Consider the following 18,285-nt stretch of genomic DNA (forward strand, 5'->3'; position numbering starts at 1 on the left):
TTAATGTCCTGCTGTTTTAGAAAATATGTTTATAATAAGTACTCCTATTATAATAAATACTATACCGATAATAGCAGGAATATCCAATTTTTGTTTATATAAAAAGTAACCGGAAAGACTAATTAAAACGATTCCTATTCCTGACCAAATAGCATAGGCTATACCAATTGGTATTGCTCGGATTGCTTTAGTTAAACTATATAAAGCTGCAAAAAAAAGAGCAAAAAAAAGGATCGTAGGCTTCCATTTGGTAAATTCTTTTGTCATGGGAAGCAAAGATGTTCCCGCCGTTTCTAAACATATTGCTATGAATAAATAAATATAAAATTTCATGTTAAAATAATTCTGATTGATCACCCAGCATTTTTATTTTACCTAAATGCTTATAGGCTTTTTCTGTTACTTCTCTTCCTCTGGGTGTACGCATAAGATAGCCTTCTTGTATTAAAAAAGGTTCATACACTTCTTCCAATGTTCCCGGATTTTCCCCTACAGCAGTTGCTATGGTCGTTAATCCTACAGGTCCACCTTTAAATTTTTCAATAATGGTGCTTAAGATTTTATTATCCATTTCATCCAGTCCATGTTTGTCTACTTTCAATGCTTCCAAACCGATTTCTGAAATGGTAACATCAATTTTTCCATTACCTTTAATTTGTGCAAAATCTCGAATTCTTCTTAGCAAAGCATTCGCGATTCGCGGAGTTCCTCTGCTTCGAGATGCTATTTCTATTGCTGCCTGTTGTTCTATCGGCATATTCATAATGCGTGAACTTCTTTCCACAATAGTGCTTAATAATTCGGTATGGTAGTATTCAAATCTGAAGTTAATTCCGAAGCGCGCTCTAAGAGGTGCTGTTAATAATCCTGAACGGGTCGTTGCTCCAATTAATGTAAAAGGGTTTAGATTAATTTGTACGGATCTTGCATTGGGTCCACTTTCAATCATAATGTCTATTTTATAATCTTCCATTGCTGAATACAAATATTCTTCAACTATCGGAGAAAGCCTATGGATTTCATCAATAAACAGGACATCATTTTCTTCTAATCCGGTTAACAATCCCGCCAGATCGCCCGGTTTATCTAAAACCGGTCCTGAGGTAATTTTTATTCCAACATTTAATTCATTTGCGATAATATTAGCTAAAGTAGTTTTACCCAAACCGGGAGGACCATGTAATAAAACATGATCTAAAGATTCACGTCTTAGCATGGCAGCCTTAACAAAAATTTCCAAATTAGTCATAATATGAGATTGTCCTACAAATTCATGAAAATTTTTAGGACGTACCTGCTCTTCCTGAGCAATATCTTCTTTTGAATATTTATTTTTATCCGGATTCAATAAATCTGACATTCTGTAAATTTAAAACATCTGAAGAAATTTAAAAAGCAAACAAGATTAAAAATAATCAATTCGGTCCTTTTTAACATCACTTTTGCCACTCTTAAGCTAAATAAAATGGATGATTTACACAGTTTAAAAGTACCGATTTAGATGTAGTATAAGCTAAAAGTTGGTAATGTCGTAAACGATGGTGTATGGATTCCTCAACATCTAATTTATTAACATTTGTATTTTATTTATGAATATCTTACTATGATACTGGAAAAATTATATGGTCATTACTAGGTATGGAACATCCAACAACCATTAAATTAATTAAATCAGGATTGGGAGAGTGGATCCCAGTAATTCCAAAAAGTCCACGTAGATTAAGTTTTAATAGTAAAATCGCAGGGCGATTAAGGAATCACAGTGATATGAAACAATTTTCCTTAGATTCTTTTTTTATATTTTAACCAACTTCATTTAGTATGATATTTTATGGGTAGAAAGATTTCTGACTATATACTATTTTTTATCAAATATTGTCTTTCGGTTGTATATTTTTTAATGAAAAAAATTTTTATTAATTCATTAAGTGGATTTAGTTTAATTTTTTTTTCTAATATTTTGAATAAAATAGGATATATACTATTCTATTAGGACCTAATAATATCTGTTATAATTGATAATGTAATTTATTTAACTAAAAGAGATATCACTTGTTGTGCTGTTTGAGAAGATAATGACAATAAGGGCTGAGGATAGATTCCACAAACTATAATTAATACTGTTATTACGATCAATCCTAATTTAGTCTGTAAACAAATATCCTTTTGACCTTCTAAAAATTCTCTATTTCCTTTGCCAAACATAGACATTCCATACATTTTAGTAACATAAACCGCACATAATATTAGGGTTAATCCGGCAATAATTGCTCCCCATATACTTAAAGTAAAGATACTCTTCAATAAAAGAAATTCACCGATAAAAGCATTGGTTAACGGCACCGCCATAGTACCAACGGATATAATCATGAATAAAACTGCTAAGAAAGGAGCTTTAGTTGCTAATCCTCCCATTTTGCTTAAATCTTTGGTACCAAACTTTTTAATTAATATATCCGCAACATAAAATAGTCCTACTACGTTAACTCCATGTGCCAACATTTGAATAGAGGCTCCTTCTATCCCTGTTATGTCAACACCGCAATGCTTGGAAACTAGTGCACTTGCAAAAATACCGGCAGCTATCAATCCTACATGTGCCATCGAAGAAAATGCGATAAGCCGTTTGATATCTTTTTGAACGATAGCGATTAAAGAGGCATATACGATTCCAATTATAGATAAAATCAAAGCTATGGAACCGGATGTCCCTCCTACTGCCTCAGGTGAGAGAGGTAATAAATACCTTATTATTCCAAACACACCCATTTTAAGCATGATACCGGATAATAACATGGATCCTTGGGTAGGTGCCATAGTATAGGTATCTGCCTGCCAAGTGTGGAAAGGAAATATAGGTAATTTGATTGCAAAGGCCAGAAAAAACATCCAAAAAATAAACGTTTGTGCTTGTGAAGAAATTTTAACTGAATATAATGCATTTAAATCAAATGCACCAGCTTGTAAATAAATATATATTAATGCTACAAGCATAAATAAAGACCCAAAAAAAGTGTAAATAAAAAATTTATAGTTTATTTTCAATTTGTTTTCACCTGTACCAAAAATTCCACATATAAACCATATCGGAATTAAAGTTACTTCCCAAAATATATAAAACATCAAACCATCTAAGGAAGTGAAAATTCCTAGTAATCCAAATTGCATTAAAAGAATTAGGGCATAAAAGCTGGAAGGACGTTTATCTTTTAAAGATGAATATATTATAATTGGCGTTAATATATTGGTTAATAAAAGCATCAATAGGGTTAAGCCGTCAACTCCGAAATGTAACGTAGACTTAATCGGTGAGAAATACAGTTCTTTTCCGAATTCAAATTGAAATCCCGAATCTGCTTTGAAATTATACCAAATTATAGCGGTTAATACCAATTCGGATATTGCAATTATAAAAGCTAAATATTTTGAAACATTCCCTCTTAAGGTAAATAATAAGCCCGATCCTATGATTGGTAAAAGTAGTACTGCTAATGTTAACATTATATCTTTTTACTTTTTGTATTTAATTAATGACTTAATAATTCTGCAACTAATAATAGAATGAATATACCCAAGGACATTGCAAGAACATAATATTCTACGTTACCGTTTTGTATCAATCTAAGAACGCTTCCACATCCTTTAACAGTTTTTGCAATTCCTTCTACAATTCCGTTTATTATATATTTATCAACTGTATTTTTCAAAAATTTTCCTAAGTTTAAAATCGGATTTACAATGGCTTCATTATAGAATTCATTGATATAGGCTGCATGTGCTGAAAATTTTTCCCACCCGCTCATATTTTCTATCATATTTGCATGCACTTTTCTAGTAACATATTTATTGTAACTAACTGTGGCAACTACAGCAATAACAGCTAAAGTTATTCCTAATAACATCATTTCGGTTCCAAATGAAGGTTCTTGATGTACAGGTAAACCTACATAAATGGGGTGTAACCAGTGTGCTAACTTTTGAGATATGCCTTCTCCTAAATAATGTGGCAGGTTTAATCCACCTCCTACTAGGGTTAATAAGGCTAAAATTAGTAAAGGAATAGTCATAATTGCAGGGCTTTCATGTAGATGTTTTCTTTGTTCCTCTGTACCTTTGAAATCTCCGAAAAAGGTGAGAAATAGTAAACGGAACATATAAATACATGTTAAGGCTGCGGAGAATAAAGTTAAGCCCCAAATAATTTTATTTTTAGTCCATAATGTCACTAAAATTTCATCTTTTGAAAACATTCCTGCTAATGGCGGTATTCCGCAAATAGCCAAAGTTCCAATTAAGAAAGTCCAATAGGTAACCGGGATTTTTTTTCTTAGTCCTCCCATGTAACGCATATCTTGTTCTCCACTCATAGCATGAATCACACTTCCTGCTCCTAAGAATAATAATGCTTTAAAGAATGCATGAGTGATTACATGGAATAAAGCGGTAGTATAGGCTTCTGCTCCTAAGGCGGTAAACATGAGGCCTAGCTGTGAAACGGTTGAATACGCCAACACCTTCTTTATATCATTCTGCCTTAAGCCGATGAATGCTGCAAGTATAGAAGTGGCTAAACCGATATACATGATAAAGTCTAAAGTAATCGGCACCAAATTGTAAATGGCATTGGATCTGATTATCATGTAAATACCTGCAGTAACCATGGTAGCGGCATGTATTAATGCAGAAACCGGTGTAGGTCCTGCCATAGCATCCGGTAACCAAGTATATAAAGGTATTTGAGCAGATTTTCCCATGGCTCCTACAAAAAGAAATACGGTAGCGGTTATTAATATAGGATCATTTAAATGGAATAAATAGGCTTTTGCTGCTATGTCAGAATACTCCACACTTCCAAAATAATAAAACAAAATAAATATTCCTATTAACAGGCCTAAGTCTCCTATCCTATTCATTATAAATGCTTTTCTGGCTGCATAACCATATTCTTTATTAGTGTACCAGAAGCCGATAAGTAAATACGAACAGAATCCTACTCCTTCCCATCCTATAAATAATATTAGGAAATTGCTTCCCATTACTAATAAGAGCATGGAAAATATAAAAAGATTTAAATAGGAAAAGAATTTATAAAAGCCTTCATCTTCATTCATATATCCGATAGAATATAAATGAATTAAGGATCCTATTCCTGTTACAATCATCATCATCACCAAGGATAATTGATCTATTTGAAAGGAAAAATTTACTTTTAAATTATCTACTTCAAACCAGTTAAAGAAAGATGCTTTTACAGGTTCTGTAAAGTTGTTGAATAAATACACGGATAGGAAAAAAGGTACCCAAACAGCTAGATTAGCTACTGTCCCTATAATCGTTTTAGACATTTTATTTCCAAAGGTTCCACAAATAATAAATCCAATAAGTGGTAAAATTGGTATTAAATATATGATATTTTCCATTTCTTATCCCTTTAATCTATTAAATAAGCTAACGTCTACAGATCGAGTATTTCTATACATCATGGTGATGATGGCTAACCCTACAGCAACCTCTGCTGCCGCTACAACCATAATAAAAAATACTAATATTTGTCCATCTGCATCTCCTTTGTAGGTAGAAAAAGCTGTTAACAATAAGTTAACTGAATTTAACATCAACTCTACACATCCTAAAATTATGATTGCATTTCTTCTTACTAATACTCCTGTAACTCCAATACAAAATAGTAATGCGGATAAGTATATAAAATAATCTATCGGTATACTTTGTAATAAACTATTAACCATTTCTTTTTTATTTCAAGAAAATAAATATTTTTTTTATAAATCTCTTTTCCCTATCATAACTGCACCAACTAATGCTCCTAAAAATAGAATCCCAGCTAGTTCGAAGGGCAATACGTACTGACTAAATAATAAGTGACCTAAGTTTTTAGTTAACCCGATTTGACTATCCGGATTGTTAGGAAAATCTATTTGTTGATATCCTTTTAATGCTCCGACAAAGCCAACGAATACTAATCCTCCGCATACGGTTGCCAAAATTCGAAAGGCACTTCCTTTCAAAGGTTCGTCTTTTTCTTTCAAATTTAACATCATAAGAACATAAAGGAATAATACCATAATGGCTCCAGAGTAAACTATAATTTGGACTACACTTAAAAATTGAGCATTTAACATTATATATAAACCTGATATGGAAAAAAAGGTTATGATTAATGAAATGATGCTGTACATAGGATTTTTACTGAATACAACAAATAATGCACTCACAATTGCACATGTAGATACTAAATAAAACAAAATTGCTTCCATACTTATTATTTTTCTACCGTATATTTTTTTATTTGCCTTTGTGAAACGTCTATCCTACTGTCCATGCTTTCTACAAGCTTATCTTTTCTATATATAAATTCATTTCGTAAATGTTCCGGCATTACTAAACGATCGGTAAGAAATATAGCTTCTTTAGGACATGCTTCTTCGCACATTCCGCAAAATATGCATCGCAACATGTTGATTTCATATTTTTCCGCATATTTTTCTTCTCTATATAGGTCCTCTTCTCCTCGCTTTCTTTCAGCGGCAACCATGGTGATGGCTTCTGCAGGACAAGCTAATGCACATAATCCACATGCTGTACATCGTTCTCTACCTTCATCGTCTCTTTTAAGTACATGCCGTCCTCTATAAACGGGACTGAATTCCCTCTTCTTTTCTGGATAGGAAGTGGTAACCGGTTTTTTAAAAAAATGACTGAAAGTAATTTTCAAACCGCCTAAAATTGCAGGTATATATATCTTTTCCTTTAAGGTCATTTCTTTGTTTGAAATTATCTTAGATTTATTGGTAAGCCTCTGCATAAATTTAATATCTTTCTTTACTTTTTTCTTTATTTTTAGCTGAATACTACAGCGGTTGCAGTTATTAATAAATTGAGTATGGACAAGGGGATCATAACTCTCCAACCTAAACGCATCAGCTGATCGTATCTAAATCTCGGTAATGTCCATCTTACCCACATAAAACAGAATATACAAAAGATTATTTTTATTAAAAATACAACTATGCTTATAATTCCTATCGCATTTTCTCCCAATGTTCCGTTTTTTGCCAATTCATTCATAAACGGAAAGCTGTAGCCTCCAAAAAACAGGGTACTTATTAAAGCTGAACTAATAAACATATTTATATATTCTGCAAATAGGAACGTACCGAATTTCATCGAACCATACTCTGTATGGTACCCTCCTATTAGCTCGGACTCACATTCTGCTAAGTCAAAAGGTGCTCTGTTTAATTCTGCAAACGAACAGGTAACGAACAATATAAATGCTAAGGGTTGGTAAAATACGTTCCAAGCCATCCCATTGAAGAATGAAAATCCGTATAAATTAGAAGCTTGTTGTTCAACCATAGCTCTTAGATCCAGGGTTCCGGTCATCATAATAATTGATAAAAGTGACAATCCCATAGCCAATTCATATGAAATCATTTGAGAGGAAGCTCTTATTGCTCCTAACAATGAATATTTATTGTTGGATGCCCAACCTCCTAGCATAATTCCATATACCCCTATAGATACTATCCCCATAATATACAAAACACCTACATCAATATTTGCTACCTGAACTAAATGAGACTCGCCTGCTATGAATAAAGATTTCCCCCAAGGAATTACTGCTCCTGTGCTTAATGCTATAAGCATTAATATCCCCGGTGATATAATAAACAACCATTTTTCTGCATTTTTAGGAACAAAATCTTCTTTAAAAAAAAGCTTTCCACCATCGCATAAAGGTTGCATTAAACCAAATATTCCTGCTCTGTTGGGTCCTATTCTATCTTGTAAAAAGGCTGCTACTTTTCGTTCCATTAATGTTTCATAAGCTGCAGCTCCTAAACATAATACAAATAAAATAACCACCAATACTATTGTAAACCACATATTACTATATTTTATTCTAATGTTTTAGCTTTAAAATTTCCTATTTTATAATGCGGATCATTTTTAGGTAATGGTAATTCGTAATGATTTACCGAAATTACTGAATGATCGCTGATATGGGCTGGACCTTCTATATTCCAATATTTTAAATCTTTTCTTTCAAATCTACAATCATTACAAATAAATTCTTCCACTTCATTGTATGCATCCTTACGTGCGGTTACCCGTATAATGGTATCTCCTTTCATCCATAAAACTGCTCTGCCACTACATTTTTCACAGGTACAAGTAGCATTTACCGGCTCTGTAAACCAAACTCTACTTTTAAATCTTGCCGTTCTATCTGTTAAAGCTCCTACCGGACAAACATCAATCATGTTCCCCGAAAAGTCATTTTCAATGGCTTTGCTTAAGTACGTACTTATTTCTGCATGATCTCCTCTAAATAGTATTCCCTGATTTCTTTGGTCGGTAAGTTGATTAGCCACTAATACACATCTTGCACAAAGAATACATCGATTCATGTTTAATTTTATGTACGGACCTAAATCATCGGATTGAAAAGTCCTTCTTGGAAATTCAGATCGGGTTTTTTCTAAACCATGCTCATAGGCTAAATCTTGAAGCTTGCATTCTCCTGCCTGATCGCATATTGGGCAGTCTAAAGGATGGTTGATCAATAAAAATTCCGTAACTCCTTGTACGGCTTGTATTACTCTTTCTGAAGTAAGAACTTTTACTTCCATACCATCCATTACATTAGTACGACAAGCCGGAACTAACTTAGGCATAGGTCGAGGATCTTTTTCTGACCCTTTAGTCACTTCTACCAAACAGGTGCGGCAACGTCCACCACTTCCTTCCAATTTACTATAATAGCACATGGTGGGCGGAACAGAGGCTCCTCCTATTTGCCGTGCTGCTTCTACAATTGGAATCCCTGGATTTACTTCAACAGTAATTCCATCTATTGTTACTTTTATTTTATTGGGTTCTTCGTTCATTAGATTTTTATATAACTTAGTGCATTAAAAATGCCAACTGAATCCGAATGTATAATTCCATTGGAGATACAAAATGTTTTGAGAAGCTTTATCTGAGCTATTGGAAGTTGTTCTAATATCCGGCATGGATATCAGTCCTTCTTTTAATTCCGTTCTCAGGAAAAAAAGATTCCAGAATAGTAATTCTGCTCCTACTTTTGCATCTAATCCCCATCCTGCTAAATGAAACTTATCATGTCTTTCATGGTTCATAATAGTTGCATTGGTTTTTGGAATAAGCAATCCTAAACCTCCCCCTGCTATACTATTAAATTTAAAAAAACCGGAGTTTATGAAATTATGGTAATATTCTAATTCAGCATTCAGGTAATTTAGACCATCCGTGTGTTCTAAATGTAAAAAATCATCATTTAAATAAATGTATTCCCCATCTACAATTGCATTTTCAAATCCGGGAGTATTTATTGTTCCCGTTGATTTAACCCATTGTCCGGGTCTAACTACGTATTTCATATGATCCATACCTAAAGAAACTGCCCAATTATCTTTGAAGAAATAACCGATTCTATAGTTTACTTGCGGTATAGTTACTCTGGTTGGGTCTAAAAAATCATGAAAGTTCCACCCAATCGGCTTATCGTCACCTTTTACTCCATGTAGGGTAAAATTATAATCATTTCCTGTAAAATGGACGGACGACCTTCCATAATAAGCTCGGTTCCACCCCCAGTAGGCATATACTTCGCCTTTTCTGTGAGCTTTTCTTTTGTTTTTTTCTTGTTCTTGGGCATCTGATGCACCCACTGCAAATATTGCCAATAAAAACAATAAATTACTTTTGTTAAATAGTTGCATATTCAGCTATACCATAATTTTTTGTTAAACATTCCGGATTATTTATATGCCATTGGAATTCATCTCTAAAATGTCTAATAGCTGCTGCAACCGGCCAGGAAGCTGCATCTCCTAAAGGACATATTGTGTTACCGTCTATCTTACTTTGTATATTCCATAGCAAATCGATATCGTCATATGTTCCCCGTCCTTCTTCTATTTTTTTTAGTATTCTGTACATCCACCCGGTACCTTCTCGACAAGGTGTACATTGTCCACAACTTTCATGGTTATAAAAACGTGCCAAAGTCATAGTATGCCTTACTATACACTGGTCTTCATCTAAAACTATAAATCCCCCTGAACCTAACGCCGTTCCTGTAATAAATCCTCCATCAGCCATACTTTCATAATTCATTAGGCGCGTTTCTCCATTTGCTGTTTTTAAGAGTAATTTTGCCGGTAAAATTGGAACTGATGATCCTCCGGGTATACAGGCTTTCAATTTTTTACCTTTAGGTATTCCTCCGCAATATTCTTCACTATAAATAAACTCTTCAATACTTAAGTTAAAATCAATCTCATATACGCCCGGTCTATTAAGATTTCCGCATGCCGAAATTAACTTTGTTCCCGTTGATCTTCCTACTCCCATTTTTGCATATTCCGCACCGGTTATCGAAATAATTGCCGGTATTGCTGCAATGGTTTCTACATTATTGACCACGGTAGGACATTGATACAATCCTTTAACTGCCGGAAAAGGCGGTTTCAATCTTGGGTTTCCTCGTTTCCCTTCTAAGGATTCCAACAAAGCGGTTTCTTCTCCACATACATAGGCACCGGCTCCACGTTGAACATAAATTTCCAGGTCATATCCTGTATTTTTTATATTTTTCCCTAAAAAACCATGGGCTTTAGCTTCTTGTATTGCATATTCTAAAATTTCAGGAATCCAAGAATATTCTCCTCGTATATAAATATAGGAAACATTAGCTCCTAAACAGAAAGACGATATTAGAATACCTTCTATTAATTGATGAGGTATGTATTCCATCAAGTATCGATCTTTAAATGTACCCGGCTCTGATTCATCTGCATTAACCACTAAATAACGCGGCACTCCTTCCGGCTTAGCCAAAAAACTCCATTTCAATCCGGTAGGAAATCCGGCTCCACCCCGACCTCTAAGACCGCTGATTTTAACTTCTTCCAAAATTTCATCCGGCGTCATTTTAAAAGCTTTTTCCGCTGCACTGTATCCCCCATGTTTCCTAAAAACTTCAAAAGTTTTTATTCCTTCTACATCAATATTTTTAAGCAATAATTTTTTACTCATTATATTATAGTATATGCCTCTTACTTATTGTTTAATCTATTGCAATATTTCCTGCCCTGCAAAGGTCAATAATTTCGTCCACTTTTTCCTTGGTCAAATGTTCATGATAAAATTTACCAATTTGCATCATAGGGGCATACCCACAAGCGCCTAAGCACTCAGCCGGTTTTAAAGTAAACATACCATCTTTAGTAGTCTCACCTTCTTTTATCTGCAATTTCTCTTTAATATGTTCTATTATTTGATCACTTCCATTCAACATGCATGGTCCAGTTCTACATACCTCCAATACATATTTTCCTACAGGTTGCATATTAAACATTGTATAAAAAGTAGCTACTTCATACACTTCTATTGGTGAAATATTTAATAAAGAAGCCACATAATCCATAACAGGGACATCTAGCCATCCTCCAAATTCTTTTTGTGCCATATGCAAAATTGGAATTAAGGCTGATTTTTGCTTACCTTCCGGATATCTTGCAATAATTTCATGGACTTTATGTAAGGATTCAGTGCTAAAAACTATCTCTTTATTAGGGCTTACACCGTTTTTAGTCATTTTTATTTTAATGTTAGGTTGCAAATATACGATATTGAATTTTACTTAAAAAGTTTAAGTCGGTGTTTTTAATTTATATTTAACAATCTGGAATCATTATAAATAACACAGAATTACTACCTTATAGATAAAACTTGCTCTATAATATCATTGATTCACCTTATATAGTACTAAAATTAAAACTTTATATGATTTGCATTTAAATTTTTATACGTATCGATTACTAGTAATTTTGAGTAGTATAAACAACCATTTCACCAGATGCTTATTCAAAATATTAATATATTAAAATTTACTTTTAGACTAATTGAAAACTCATCATAACTTTTTGTAATTCAAAATATATATAAGTATTCCTGGTATGATACTATATTATTTAATTATAAAAGGTTTTAAAGTATGTATGTTTTTTGCGAACTTATATTAAACTTAATTCTTTAGCGTGATCAAAATGATCTACCTTATGAATTAAAAAATAATTTAAATATTATTTTCCATTTTATAAAATAAATGTATATTTGCAATCCGAATACAGTATGCGGATGTGGTGGAACTGGTAGACACGCTAGACTTAGGATCTAGTGCCGTGAGGCGTGGGGGTTCGATTCCCTTCATCCGTACAAAAATAAAAAGCAATTAACTGAATAGTAGCTAGTTGCTTTTTTATTTTGTAGAATTTGCAAGACTATTGCACTATTATATTAACACTAAGATTACAACAAAGACTTTGAACAAAGTGAATGCACATAATTTAAAGATAATTAAATTTTAGTTAACCAAAAATCACATGACATTGATTTTCACATTTCCTCAATAATAAAATATATTTAAACCTTCTTTTAATGACGAATTCAAGAAATATAAATTTTCCTTTTGTATAACTGTTTTGTACAAAATTACAATAGAATACTATACCAGTTAAAATAGTAACTTGAGTAAGGAAACTAAATAAAAAAGTTGAAAAATTTCAAACAAAAAGTAAAAATAAGCAAAGCCCCCCTCGAAAGAAATCCAATTTCCATTTTTTAATCAAGGTAGTAACTTTATATAGACCTTAATCTCTTGAATTTAGATAATTTATTTGATGTTTTTTGTGAAATAGAAATTAAATATATTTCAAAGAGATGCTCAATAATATGCACACCTGTTTAAGACACTTTCTTAAATCTCTGGCATACATTTATCATTTAATAAAATATCATTCGTAAAACGATGATACAAGTTCAAACTTTTTGTTTTCATAAAAATATACTGCTAACAAGTAACAAATCCAAATAACATCTACTTTATTTATATTCCAAATAGTTTTGGCTTAACGCTACTTTAAAGAATGGGTAGATTAATAAAGCTGAATACAGCAATAAATAAAACCAAAAGTTTTTAATATTTCTTTCTTGATAAGTCAAATAAAAAAATCTATCATTCCTAAAAACATAACTAATTTATAAAATCCATATTTACAATAGAGTAAGCATAGTAAGAATAGGATTGATAGAATAATTTCTATAATTAATGTTTACAGATTATTTTTCATTAAATATACTAGTACTATTTTCCCAAATTTTAAACCTTATACCTACTATCTATATTTTGTTTATATTTTAGTGAATTAGATAAAGACCTTCTCTATATATTGATTTTACTACATTTTTTACGTCGAGGTTATTGAATAATAAAATTTTCAATTTCCATTCAGCTAATTTTAAATAATTATCAATAATACCTAAAAGGGATATGGATATATTGTTTCCCTTAAAATCTAAAGTGATTGTTACAACAAAAAATTGATTCAAATTTTATTTTTTAATACAAAACCTTCTTTTATCTATTCTTCTTGTTAGATTTCATTAAATATATTCTCATTAAATCCTAATTATCTTATTTTAAATTCATGTTAAGTAGAATAAATAATTATAAACTACCTAAATATTCTGCAACACAAAATATAATTAATCCATGCTACCCATCTATAATTATGTTCTAAGATAATATGTTTAAAGAAAAATTAGATAAATATTAAAATTATTATAGTGTTTCAACTTAGATATGATTTAATAAATTTACTAATTCATCTATTTTTTTTCCTTTTGTAGAATTATTCAAAATTATTTCCAGATAATATGAATTTGTTACTGATGTCAACAAATGGTTTCTAATACCATCCTTGTAAACATATTCAATATATTTTAACGTCTCATTATAAGAATATTCGCTTATGGATGTATTAGGATAATATTTGAAAAATTGCCTATTTAGAGGCTGTTTATTTATTTCCTGAGTAATTGAAAATAGTACGTTCATGTCCAACTGAACATGATTTTTATAGAGTTCTAACTTATTTAGTATGATTTGATTCTCATCATTTGAAAATATACCAAGACCAACTCCTGCAAATATTCCAAAATGTAATTGTTCATTTGTTTTTTTTACTTAAAGTATAATCTATTAAAAATACTGTTGATATTGAAAAAAACATCAATAATCCAACAGGGCCAAATAAGTCAATATATTCAATCTGTATAAAAGCTAAAGTTTGTTCAACAGCATTAACTCCTCCGTGTAAAGCACCAATGACAAAAAGACTTTGTGTTCTTTTTAAGGCAAATGAAAAGTAAAATGACATAGCAATACATAATATAACCATCATAAGAATCCCCCAATAAGGGTGGTTAAGATAATTATGTCCAGATATTATTATGGATGTGTGCCATACCCCCCAAATGATCCCGATTATTATATTTTTTTTAAAAAAAGAAAAATTTAAATTTTTCTCTAAAAAGCCTCTCCAACCAATTTCCTCCCCCAAAGCAATAAAACCATTTATAGATATTGAAGACATTAAACTTGCGGAAAACATTATAGGAACTAATATGAATAATAAATAGTCAATTTTTAATATAGATGGTATTTTTTGTAAAATTTCTGGACTTAGTTGTCGATAACTTGTAATTAGTTTTCCAAAGGGTTCAATTTCTAATACATTCCCTAATAAATACCCATAAATCATCACTAAAACTGGAAGTAATAAGTTGGTTATTAATAGATATTTAATAGTTTGTTTCCAGTTAATATTTTTAAAATTTAATTGAAATTTTTCTGATGTTACCAAAAATTTCCTTTTTTCTACTATAAATGCTACTAAAGCAGGAGTAATCATTAATAATAATGTGAATAGTAACTGAATGGGATTAACAGGACTTTGTAACTTCGGAATATTCCAGATAATCACCCCTATTATACCTGATATAAGATAACATATACTTATAAATGCAAGAATTTTCTTCATTTAATAGGTTTTTAATTTTCATATAAATACACTACTTTTCCTAATCGTTCTTTAAAGTTATAAGTGAAGTCAAAAAAATCGGCCTCTTGTCCAATAGAAAATATCTTATCAATTAATATATTGAATTTTCCTCGTTCAAAATGATGAAGTGCCAAATCAAAATCTTCTTTCAAACCAATACAATTTCCTATTATAGATATATTCTTTATCATCGCTAATTTTATAATTTCATTAAGAGTACCATGTTCTTTAAAATTTGTTTCTGAAAAATTTGAAAATTGATTGTATAGACCGCATGTAACATATTTGGCATCATAATTCATTAGTTTTATAACTCTCCCTAAATGAACATCAAATAATGGATCAATAACAGCATCAAAAAATCCTTTTTCACGAATAAACTTAATTATATTTTCATCTTCTAGATAATCATTAAGATTGTGATCTATAACAAAAACTTGCTTAACCCCTTGTTCATAAAGCATATCATTATTTTTACTGGAAGAAGTCATGGCATATACTTCAACCGGAAAATTCCTAAGAGCATTTATAACAGCTAATGATGTATTGGATTTAGCTGCCGTAACAAGTACCTTAGCATTTTCCTTAACAACCTTTCTAATCATGGAATATCCTGTAAATGCAGCAATAACAAAAGATGAAGCTATTTCATCTGATAATATATTAGGTATTTTAATTAATTTATTTTCTTTAAAATCATCTATTCGCCTTGATGCATGATTAGATGGTAACCCTGCAATATAATCGGCAGAATAGGAAGGATATGATGCATTAGCAACTACCCTATCACCAATTTTTAAATTGGTTATATTTTTTCCAATCCCAATAACTTCACCCACGAATTCAGATCCGATATACGAAAACGTATATTCTCCTTTATCTCCTAATGATTTGATTTGATTATCATAATTCAAAATCAACGTTTTATCCCTATAATTACAAGAGAATCCTCTTTTTTTAACTAAGACCCTATTATCTGGATCACTTGAGCTTTTTAAAATTAAATTTTCTTCTTCAACCAATCCAACGTTTATTTTTTCTCCTTCTAATCTGAAAGTTCCTATATACTGGATATCTTCGGAAACATCTATATTATTTCCAATTAATGATACGCTCTTCATATGTTATATACTTAAAATAAAGCTTGAGCACAATTATCTCTAAATAATTTAGAATAACTGTACTCAAATCATGTTTAATTTTTTTTAAATTGTAATGGTGATTGTAATTGTAATGGTCAATGTTATTGTTAAAAATTCATTATTATTAGAGTTAGCTCCACCTTTAATCATCTCCATTTCCTTTTGATTCAAATTGGTGATTAGTTTCTTATCTAATTTTAACTCTTTGGCTTTTGAAGTTTAATTTGTTTTTACCAAGACCAAGTCCAACTGTATGTTACAGTAACAGTAATTGATATAGTTATTGATTTATCTAAAGATTCATTTAAAGATTTATTTCCACCTTTAATGACTTCCATTTCTTTTTGATTTAAATTGGTAATTAATTTCTTGTCCAATTTCAATTCTTTTTTCTCTTTCTTGATTAGTTTTTTTCATTTTTTATATATTTAATATTTGCGATAAAATCGAACTAATATTATAAATACAGCATACAAATATAAAATAAATATAAATAAAAACAATAAATATATTAAAATTATATAATTAATATTTTTTTTATTTATTTTATTATAGCTACATTATTGTTAATTTAATAAAATATTACTTCAATATGAATAATATTTATATGATTTTAGATAAAAAGAAGATATAAAATAACAATTTAGCTTTTCGTTAAAATTTTTGAAATTTTCTTTTGATAAGTGTAGTTATATTAGCAGCACAACCCAACAATTTTGGAATATTTTCTTTCAAAGTGAATTTATACTAACTTTTCATAATCAAATGACGTAATTTGTTAATTGTGCAGGGCAAAAACAAGGGCTGTCGCTATTTAATTCTCAGTTCATTTACCATTCCCTTATAATATTTATAAACTGTTTTCTTGTTTAATCCTAAAAGTTCTATTACTTTTTTGAAGCTTTTTTCACCTATTCTTCATACTCCGAATTTTTTTAATCCTTCTCTGATTATAATCTGAGATTTCAAAGATTCCCCTTACTTATGCATCAACAAAGGATTTTTTTATCCTTTGATTATTTGATTAATTGTAAATATTTATTAAAGAAAAACCTTTTAGTTGCATTAGATAATTATTTTATCACATCAATAGTTTTTGTTAGTTCTGTCTACTATTCGCATAACTTATATCGCTGATAAAGGATTTTTCATTTTATCACGATTTATAGCAAAAACTATATTTTCAATCCAGTCTCTTGGTTCTGTTTTGTTCAAAGCTATTAAAGTTCTGATTATTGCTCTTAAAATTCGATTTCTACTACCTTGTTTTATTTTGCCTTTGATAGAAAGGATTAATATTAGCCTTGATTTTGTGATTTAAAATTACGCTAATATAAAAGCAAGAATATGCATGATATTTGCAAGATTATAAAGTATTTAATTAGATTATTTTACACCAATTTAGATTTATACATTTTATATAAATATATTTAATAATAATCAAATATAAAAGAATTATAAGGTTCAACTCTCTTCATCCGTACAAAAATAAAAAGCAATTAACTGAATAAAGGTTAGTTGCTTTTTTATTTTATAAAAACATAATCTACTCAATGATTAATTATAAATTCTTTTATGTGTAGTATTACAGGGGTTGTGCCTAATTCGTTGATAAAATTTATCTTAGTATCTGAAAAATTTTTGAAAGTGAATTTACCATATTATATATACAGGAATTCATCAAAAGCAAGTATAACAATCTATTTTAATGGTTCGAAATGAATTTTAGAACTATAATTGAGCTCATTAACGTAATAATTAAAATATTATCCAAAAAGTTACCGATTCTTTGAACACCAATATTCCTAACGACACAGTACATACTTTTATTAATAGTAACACACTATAAATCATATAGTTTAAAAAGATTCCATACCAATAATACACAGTATTTCCTTAAAAATTTTTTTACTGGTTTTAAACTAATTGTAAATCCAATATCCGATAAACCAATGATAATTAAGAGTATCCGATTTATACTTCTGTTATCTAATTAAGGATTCAAAATTTTTCAATTTGTTTGCAGCATACGCGATTTATAAGGATACCTTAGAAAGAAGATAGATGTGGCAAGGAATGAGCCTGTCGAAAAATTAAAATGAGTGACTCAGTTGACAACTCATTCATTTTATCGTAACTTTGTAAGTATAAAATAGTTTCAGCTATTAAATATCAAGAGCATCTTATTT

Annotated in this window: 15 protein-coding genes, 1 tRNA gene and 1 pseudogene; 1 reads left to right on the forward strand and 16 read right to left on the reverse strand. The window is 30.5% G+C overall.

Going from position 1 to position 18,285, the window contains the following annotated elements:
• The 12 genes from ASC36_RS00590 to nuoE form a co-directional block, all read right to left on the reverse strand.
• Positions 1 to 333: a DMT family transporter gene (locus ASC36_RS00590; RefSeq protein WP_055424540.1), complete on the reverse strand. Its 333-nt coding sequence runs from the start codon at positions 331 to 333 to the stop codon at positions 1 to 3.
• A 1-nt stretch (position 334) separates the two neighbouring features.
• A complete protein-coding gene (gene ruvB, locus ASC36_RS00595; protein ID WP_055424541.1) occupies positions 335 to 1,360 on the reverse strand; it encodes a Holliday junction branch migration DNA helicase RuvB in 1,026 nt (341 codons plus the stop codon).
• 668 nt (positions 1,361 to 2,028) lie between these two features.
• Positions 2,029 to 3,501 carry a complex I subunit 4 family protein gene (locus ASC36_RS00600; protein ID WP_055424542.1) on the reverse strand — a complete coding sequence of 491 codons (1,473 nt, stop codon included), beginning with the start codon at positions 3,499 to 3,501 and terminating at the stop codon, positions 2,029 to 2,031.
• Positions 3,502 to 3,527: 26 nt separating this feature from the next.
• On the reverse strand, positions 3,528 to 5,420 hold the full coding sequence (gene nuoL / locus ASC36_RS00605) for an NADH-quinone oxidoreductase subunit L (protein ID WP_055424543.1): 1,893 nt from the start codon (positions 5,418 to 5,420) through the stop codon (positions 3,528 to 3,530).
• A 3-nt stretch (positions 5,421 to 5,423) separates the two neighbouring features.
• Positions 5,424 to 5,747: an NADH-quinone oxidoreductase subunit NuoK gene (gene nuoK / locus ASC36_RS00610; RefSeq protein ID WP_055424544.1), complete on the reverse strand. Its 324-nt coding sequence runs from the start codon at positions 5,745 to 5,747 to the stop codon at positions 5,424 to 5,426.
• A 33-nt stretch (positions 5,748 to 5,780) separates the two neighbouring features.
• Entirely contained in the window at positions 5,781 to 6,275 is a 495-nt protein-coding gene (locus ASC36_RS00615; RefSeq protein WP_055424545.1) for an NADH-quinone oxidoreductase subunit J family protein, read from the reverse strand.
• A 5-nt stretch (positions 6,276 to 6,280) separates the two neighbouring features.
• Complete coding sequence (locus ASC36_RS00620; RefSeq protein WP_055424688.1) at positions 6,281 to 6,778, reverse strand: NuoI/complex I 23 kDa subunit family protein; 498 nt, start codon at positions 6,776 to 6,778, stop codon at positions 6,281 to 6,283.
• An 80-nt stretch (positions 6,779 to 6,858) separates the two neighbouring features.
• A complete protein-coding gene (gene nuoH / locus ASC36_RS00625; protein ID WP_055424546.1) occupies positions 6,859 to 7,908 on the reverse strand; it encodes an NADH-quinone oxidoreductase subunit NuoH in 1,050 nt (349 codons plus the stop codon).
• A gap of 11 nt (positions 7,909 to 7,919) precedes the next feature.
• Positions 7,920 to 8,912: a 2Fe-2S iron-sulfur cluster-binding protein gene (locus tag ASC36_RS00630; RefSeq protein ID WP_055424547.1), complete on the reverse strand. Its 993-nt coding sequence runs from the start codon at positions 8,910 to 8,912 to the stop codon at positions 7,920 to 7,922.
• A gap of 24 nt (positions 8,913 to 8,936) precedes the next feature.
• The gene (locus ASC36_RS00635) at positions 8,937 to 9,731 is read right to left on the reverse strand and encodes a hypothetical protein (protein ID WP_221400551.1); all 795 of its coding nucleotides are present in this window, start codon (positions 9,729 to 9,731) and stop codon (positions 8,937 to 8,939) included.
• Between the two features lie 22 nt (positions 9,732 to 9,753).
• The gene (gene nuoF, locus ASC36_RS00640) at positions 9,754 to 11,085 is read right to left on the reverse strand and encodes an NADH-quinone oxidoreductase subunit NuoF (RefSeq protein ID WP_055424549.1); all 1,332 of its coding nucleotides are present in this window, start codon (positions 11,083 to 11,085) and stop codon (positions 9,754 to 9,756) included.
• 31 nt (positions 11,086 to 11,116) lie between these two features.
• The gene (gene nuoE / locus ASC36_RS00645; protein ID WP_055424550.1) at positions 11,117 to 11,647 is read right to left on the reverse strand and encodes an NADH-quinone oxidoreductase subunit NuoE; all 531 of its coding nucleotides are present in this window, start codon (positions 11,645 to 11,647) and stop codon (positions 11,117 to 11,119) included.
• A gap of 538 nt (positions 11,648 to 12,185) precedes the next feature.
• Here nuoE and ASC36_RS00650 point away from each other — a divergent pair.
• A tRNA-Leu gene (locus ASC36_RS00650) sits at positions 12,186 to 12,267 on the forward strand.
• A 1,420-nt stretch (positions 12,268 to 13,687) separates the two neighbouring features.
• Here the strand turns inward: ASC36_RS00650 and ASC36_RS00660 are convergent.
• The 4 genes and pseudogenes from ASC36_RS00660 to ASC36_RS11175 form a co-directional block, all read right to left on the reverse strand.
• Entirely contained in the window at positions 13,688 to 14,044 is a 357-nt protein-coding gene (locus ASC36_RS00660; RefSeq protein ID WP_141656160.1) for a lantibiotic dehydratase, read from the reverse strand.
• A gap of 16 nt (positions 14,045 to 14,060) precedes the next feature.
• On the reverse strand, positions 14,061 to 14,933 hold the full coding sequence (locus ASC36_RS00665; protein ID WP_055424553.1) for a CPBP family glutamic-type intramembrane protease: 873 nt from the start codon (positions 14,931 to 14,933) through the stop codon (positions 14,061 to 14,063).
• Positions 14,934 to 14,944: 11 nt separating this feature from the next.
• Positions 14,945 to 16,075, reverse strand: coding sequence for a quinone oxidoreductase family protein (locus ASC36_RS00670; protein ID WP_055424554.1), 1,131 nt, complete (start codon positions 16,073 to 16,075; stop codon positions 14,945 to 14,947).
• Between the two features lie 84 nt (positions 16,076 to 16,159).
• Positions 16,160 to 16,294: pseudogene (locus ASC36_RS11175) on the reverse strand (hypothetical protein); the annotation flags it as partial.
• Between the last annotated feature and the right edge of the window lie 1,991 nt (positions 16,295 to 18,285).

Origin of the sequence: Apibacter mensalis, from assembly GCF_001418685.1 — a bacterium.
Taxonomy (GTDB): domain Bacteria; phylum Bacteroidota; class Bacteroidia; order Flavobacteriales; family Weeksellaceae; genus Apibacter; species Apibacter mensalis.